The sequence below is a fragment of the Palleronia aestuarii genome, from assembly GCF_003253995.1.
Classification (GTDB): domain Bacteria; phylum Pseudomonadota; class Alphaproteobacteria; order Rhodobacterales; family Rhodobacteraceae; genus Palleronia; species Palleronia aestuarii.
In genome coordinates this window covers 1-5,960 of sequence record NZ_QKZL01000060.1, presented here as the reverse complement: position 1 = coordinate 5,960, position 5,960 = coordinate 1, and the positions used below count along the sequence as shown (strand labels likewise).

Below are 5,960 nucleotides of genomic sequence, written 5' to 3'. Positions count from 1 at the left end.
GCAGGCCGCATGACGTATCGCCCGTCATCCATCACGGAGCACCACCGGCTGCGATCCGCAGACCCGGCCCAAATAGTTTGGGTCTGTCTGCCTTCGGCGCGCCACACGGCGGCACTCACGCGGCAACCAGCAGCTTTGTCGGGATCATCGAACGAGCTTCCGCCCGTCTCAGGCGCCATGCGCACCTTCAACCGACCCCCTGATCCAGCCGTTGCCCCACCCCATCGCGCACTTTCCCCATAGATCGCACCAAGACCCCCGCGGCTTCCTCCTTGGGAGGTTTTCCAACACGGGTCGTGGTTCCGACAGTGCGCAACGTTTCGCCGCGACCCGCATCAGAAAACCTTCACCAATCCGGACATTCGAGCCGCCGTCCATTTCCGCGGCGCAGCTTCCCCGAAGCGGACCTTCGCGGTGGCGCGCGGTATCTTCGAGCGGATGAATGTTGAGTTGGCGGTACAATGCTTGCTCGAAGCAAGAAACTATCTGTACGTTCGAAATTTCCGGCTTACGGCTCACCGCTGGGGTCTTCGACTGGATCGAGGACGAGGATCAGTCGTGTCTTTCCGCTTCCCTCGATTGGCGGAGAGCGGTGCACGAGGCCCGGATCGGGTCGGGCCGGCCAGAGCGTACCGCGCATGAGAAAGGGGGTTCCTGTCGGAACCGTGTGGATCGTCCCGGGATCGCCCTCGCGGGCCGTGCCATACTGCGTGGCGGTGCCGCGATAGGTACAGATGAGGCGCGCGGTGAGACGGTCGATATGGAAACGGCGGCAGGCATTCGTGTCGACCACGTCCAGACGCAAGCGCAGGTAGGTCGCGCCCATGACAGTCGAGAAGATGTCGGCAAGTGTCGCGATATCGTCGATCAGGTGCCGGCGTTCCGGACCGTCCGGGGTTCCGGCGCTGTCGCACGCTCCCAAGACCACCTCTCCGACCGCGTCCGGGCGAAGAACGGTTCGAGCACGCGGCAGACATTCAGGGTCCAGTCCGTCGATCCACGCCTGGAACGATGTGAGTGGACATCTCTGCCAGATCACCCCGCCGACATCTTGCGACCGGATCTCCCACAGCCTGTCTGGCTGCTGGACCGTCAGAACGCCACCGACCGCGGGTGGGTCAATCGTGGACTGGATCGTCACGCTGCCGCCCTCCGCCATGCCGGGAACGGATCGGGCAGGTTCGGCAATGCGTCCGGTCCCGCGGCGAGTTCCTCGGGGACCAGTGCATTATCAAGCCGTGCCTTGAGGGCCGGCCAGTCGATGCTCGCGCCGATGAAGACCAGCTCCTGGCGGCGGTCGCCCCAAGGCTCCTGCCAGTGCTGCGTCAGATAGGCCCGCGCGCTGTCGTGGTCAGGGCGGCGCGCCTCGGGCACCGAAGCCCACCATTGCCCGAGCGGCGCGATAGAGGACAGCGACCCGGCGAGCGAGAACTCGGCCACCCATTCGGGCCGCGTTGCGATCCAGAAATGCCCCTTGGCGCGGATCACGCCCGGCAAGTCGCCGTTGAGAATCTCGAGCACCTTCTCGGGATGGAACGGCTGCCGTGCGCGATAGACGAAGGAGGCGACGCCATATTCCTCGGTTTCCGGCACGTGGTCGGCAAAGCCGTAGAGCTCCTTGGCCCACATCGGATGCTCGTGCGCCTTCTCGAAGTCAAAGAGTCCAGTATCAAGGATCGCGTCCGCGGAGACGTCCGAACGATCGGTTTCGATGATCCGCGCATCGGCATTGAGGCTGCGGATGATCTTGCGCGCGGCGTCGGTCCGCTCGGGGCCGGCATCAGACACCTTGTTCAGCACCACCACGTCGGCGAACTCGATTTGGTCCGTCAGTAGGTGCACGAGGGTCCGCTCGTCCTCCTCGCCCATTGTCTCTCCGCGATCGCGGAGAAAGTCGTGGCTGGAGAAGTCGTTCAGCAGGTTCACCGCATCGACAACCGTCACCATGGTATCAAGCCGCGAGACGTCCGAAAGGCTCTCGCCGCCCTCGTCGCGGAAGTCGAAGGTCGCGGCGACGGGAAGCGGCTCGGAGATGCCGGTCGATTCGATCAGCAGGTAGTCGAAGCGTCCCTCGGCCGCGAGCCTGTGGACCTCCTGGAGAAGATCGTCGCGCAGGGTGCAGCAGATGCAGCCATTGCTCATCTCCACGAGCGTCTCGTCCGTCTGGCTGAGATTGGCACCCCCGTCCCTGACGAGGTCGGCGTCGATGTTCACCTCGGACATGTCGTTCACGATCACCGCGACGCGGCGGCCCTCGCGATTGTTGAGCACGCGGTTCAGCAGCGTCGTCTTTCCGGCACCAAGAAAGCCGGAAAGGACAGTGACGGGAAGGCGGGTGTCGGTCTGCGTCATGGCGATCTCTACTTGCTACGTTATACTATTACACATAACGAAAGACTTGCCGAACGCCAACCCCAAGGGGGCTTCGGCAGAAATTCGGACCAAGGAGCATTCCATGATCAACTCCCGTCTCGCCGTGCTTGTCGCCAGCGTAGCCTTCGTCGGAACCGCCGCCTCAGCGCAGGACGACAGCGCGACGCTCTGGCGGCTCTTCGTGGCCAACCATGACAATGGGCGTATCACCGCGCTCGACCTCGATGCGCCGGACAATCGCTGGACCTTCGACGTCGGGGGCGCATCCCGCCTCTATCCGACCGCCTCCGGCGAAGCTGTGCTGGCCGTCCAGTCGGACGACGACCGGGTTGCCTTCCTGCGGAGCGGCATCGCGCTAGAAAGCCACGGGGATCATGCGGATATCGAGATTTCCGACCCTGCACGGATCGACGGCGAGCTGACCGGCCCTCGCCCGTTCCATGTCGTCACCCATCAAGGCACGAGTGCAATCAACTTCGATCGCGGGGGTTATGCGCTATTCCTTACGGAAGACGAGATCCTGGCGGGAGACTTCGATGGCGACCGGTTCGAGCAGGCCCGCGCGCATCACGGCTTTTCCGTGCCGCACCGGGGCGTCGTGGTCAGCTCTGTCGCCTCCGACGAAGAGACCGAGGGCGACGCCCTTCCAGGCCGCGTCGGCCTGCAACTCTTCGATGCAGACGGAACCCCAGCGAGCGACATGCAGACCTGCACCGGTCTCCACGGTGAGGCCTTCTCGGGCAATGTCATGCTTGCGGGATGCGAGGAAGGCACCGCGATGGTGAGTCAGGACGGCGATGCGCTGTCTCTGGGCTTCCTGCCCTATCCCGATGACTTTCCCGAGAATGCGACCGGTACGCTCCTCGGTGGATCGGCAATTCAGATCTTCGTAGGCGACTATGGCGACAACGACCTCGTGGTGATCGATCCCGAGACCGAACCCTATTTCAGCCGAGTGGAATTCCCGTTCCGTCATGTCGACTTCGTGCTCGATCCGGCGAAGCCACAATATGCATATGTCCTCACCGAGGACGGCACACTGCATCGTCTCAACATCCTCAGTCTCGAGCAGACCTCGCAGGCTTCAGTCACCGCACCCTACTCGATGGACGGGCACTGGCGCGATCCGCGCCCGCGGCTCGCGGTTGCCGGCGATGCGCTGGTGCTCACAGATCCCAACGAAGGCCTCGTCCGCGTGATCGACAGCGAGAGCCTCGAGCAACTACGTACCATCGAGGTCGAAGGGACACCCTACAACGTGCTCGCGATCGGCGGCAGTGGACTGGTCCATTGACGGCGGCCATGCGGCAGCCGATCATTTGAGGGATGACATGATCCCATCAAACCGCTCCCAGCTTTGTAAGCGACGCGCTCTAGATCATAAGAAATGGGCTGACCTTCGTGGTCGGCCCACAGCTGCCGTTCCCCTCTTCTCTGGATGCCGCGGTGCGGCCCACCGAACCGGCCATTCGCCGCGATCGCGAGATCGAGGCATCCCCGAACTCACGCCCTGCGGACAGAGCCGGCTTTCGCTGCATACCATTCGAAGGTCCGTTTTAGGCACGTATGATAGAGCGCTCCCGCATCGCGCGTTTCAATGATCTCCCGGGGGTGTCGATTTTCAGGATCGTGTCTGCCTCTGACTTGGGTCCAAACCACTGGGAGCGGGCGGCACACGGGCCGCGGGCGTCCTCCAGTGCCGGTGACGATCCTGTTAGAAGGCAAACTTTCGCGTGCTTGCGAAATTGCATGCTTCTCTTCATTGTCATTTGGCGAATATAATGTATATAACCGCCATATGGCAGAGCGGAGATCGCCAGAGATGTTGCTCGAACTCAAATCAACGCCGGCCATGCCAGACAGGCCGGACCTGACGGAAGACGAGGCCCTGGCCTCGGCCCGGGCGGTGACAACCCTGTTGGGACGATGGGGTCTAACGGACGAGGAGGCCCGGCAGGTTCTTGGAGGCCTTGCGCCGCGTACTTGGTCGCGCTGGAAGGCAGGCAAGATTGGTCGCATCGATCGCGATCTGGCGACGCGTCTGTCACTCCTTCTGGGAATCCACAAAGCGCTTCGCATTATGTTTGTTCGCGATACGGAGCGTGCCCATGCCTGGATCCGGCGCGCCAATACCGTCTTCGGCGGCCAGTCTGCCCTTGATGTAATGATGGGTGGGCAGATGATGGATCTATACGGCGTTCGTCGCTACCTCGACGCGGAACGCGGTGGCTGGTGACGGACCCGAAGGCCGTTCCCCTTTCCCGAGTTTCCTGGGGGAAGACCTACAGGATCATCCGGTCGATCTTTCCGCCTGTCGACCTCTTTGAGGATATTGCTGATCCGGCCGATTGGGAGGCTTTGGCTTCGGCGGAGGCGAAGACCAACCCTCGTGTGTGGGACAAGGTCGGCAACTTGTCGATGGTGCCCGCGGAGCGCCGGGTCGGAGGCCCGGGCGCATCGCTTCTCATGGCGCCGTTCCTCCATTGCTCAATCGACCGGCCTGGACGGCTCTCGGATGGCAGCTATGGCGTTTACCACGCCGCAGACCGCGAGGAGGTGGCGATCCGGGAAGTGGCATTCCACCATGGCGAGTTCATGGCCGCGACAGACCAGGCGCCCGGATGGACCTCTCAGTTCCAGGTCCTCGTCGGATCCGTCGAGGCCGATCTTCACGATATTTCAGAATGCCCGGGCGCCCTCGATCCCGGCGCGTATTCCCGAAGTCAAGAGATTGCCCGCACCCTCAGGGCGGCAGGGTCCAACGGGGTGGTCTATCCTAGCGTGCGCGCCCAGGAAGGGATGTGCATTGGTGTCTTTTGGCCGGATATTCTACCGATCCCTGTTCAAGGGGATCACTATGAGCTCTTCTGGGACGGTGCCATGGTCACCCGTGGCCGCAACCTTTCCACGCAGTGCATCTTCGCCCTCTAAGCAAGCCGCATGCCAACCTCGGTGGTGCAACCGGCCCGTCATCGTAAGACGGCCGGGAACACCCAGCTGCCGGCGGTTCGAGGTTAGGAAGCGGTGCATGCTGGAGCGGACTCGACTAAACTGGGGAAGGTACGGGGCTTTAATCACGGCGAACGGAGCCCAATGCATGAGGAACGTCATGCGACATCTGCGATATGATCGGCAAAAGCCATCATCCGAGCTTCGTGCAGCATCTAGCAGTATGGGCTCGAAGCGGACTTGCGGCAGCGCAGTGGCCGCGACATCGGAGCGGCGCTGGCGGTCGTCACTCACGGCCCAAGGACGAAGCCGCTCCGCGGCATTGGCGCATTTGGCTGATGGAGTGAGCCGCCCATAGCGGCGCGCATTTCGTGATCTGCACGACCTGGCTGACGATTGGGGCCTTCTCAATCATCAGACAGGAGGTTCCCATGAAGGAGGAGAGAGCAACCCCGCTGCGCCAGCGGATGATCGAAGACATGCGCATCCGCGGGATGGGCGACAAGGCGCAGAAGTCCCATATCCGCGCGATCAAGGATTTCGCGGCCTTTCTTGGGCGATCACCCGACACGGCGACGCCGGAGGATCTTCGCGCCTATCAGCTCCACATGACCGACACCGGGGTCACACCATCGACG

6 protein-coding genes are annotated in these 5,960 nt (G+C 62.8%); 4 read left to right on the top strand and 2 right to left on the bottom strand.

Going from position 1 to position 5,960, the window contains the following annotated elements:
* Nucleotides 1-508: 508 nt before the first annotated feature.
* Both LX81_RS21495 and LX81_RS21490 read right to left on the bottom strand, forming a co-directional pair.
* Nucleotides 509-1,141 (bottom strand): DUF1826 domain-containing protein, encoded by a 633-nt coding sequence (locus tag LX81_RS21495; protein WP_234822801.1) that lies wholly within the window; start codon nt 1,139-1,141, stop codon nt 509-511.
* Nucleotides 1,138-2,352 carry a GTP-binding protein gene (locus LX81_RS21490; protein WP_111539281.1) on the bottom strand — a complete coding sequence of 405 codons (1,215 nt, stop codon included), beginning with the start codon at nt 2,350-2,352 and terminating at the stop codon, nt 1,138-1,140. Before LX81_RS21490 ends, LX81_RS21495 begins: the two co-directional genes overlap by 4 nt.
* A gap of 103 nt (nt 2,353-2,455) precedes the next feature.
* Here LX81_RS21490 and LX81_RS21485 point away from each other — a divergent pair, with 103 nt between their 5' ends.
* The 4 genes from LX81_RS21485 to LX81_RS21470 form a co-directional block, all read left to right on the top strand.
* Nucleotides 2,456-3,667 carry a metallochaperone AztD gene (locus LX81_RS21485; RefSeq protein ID WP_111539280.1) on the top strand — a complete coding sequence of 404 codons (1,212 nt, stop codon included), beginning with the start codon at nt 2,456-2,458 and terminating at the stop codon, nt 3,665-3,667.
* 402 nt (nt 3,668-4,069) lie between these two features.
* On the top strand, nt 4,070-4,609 hold the full coding sequence (locus tag LX81_RS21480; protein ID WP_308418345.1) for an MbcA/ParS/Xre antitoxin family protein: 540 nt from the start codon (nt 4,070-4,072) through the stop codon (nt 4,607-4,609).
* Nucleotides 4,606-5,304, top strand: a complete 699-nt coding sequence (locus LX81_RS21475; RefSeq protein ID WP_111539278.1) for an RES family NAD+ phosphorylase — start codon at nt 4,606-4,608, stop codon at nt 5,302-5,304. The genes LX81_RS21480 and LX81_RS21475 overlap by 4 nt, the downstream gene beginning before the upstream one ends.
* 449 nt (nt 5,305-5,753) lie before the next feature.
* A partial coding sequence (locus LX81_RS21470; RefSeq protein WP_211322804.1) for a phage integrase N-terminal SAM-like domain-containing protein occupies nt 5,754-5,960 on the top strand: 207 nt, incomplete at its 3' end.

Excerpts from the sequence above, each read along its gene's own strand:
- LX81_RS21485 (WP_111539280.1), top strand. The coding sequence starts at position 2,456 with ATGATCAACTCCCGTCTCGCCGTGCTTGTCGCCAGCGTAGCCTTCGTC.
- LX81_RS21490 (WP_111539281.1), bottom strand. The coding sequence starts at position 2,352 with ATGACGCAGACCGACACCCGCCTTCCCGTCACTGTCCTTTCCGGCTTT.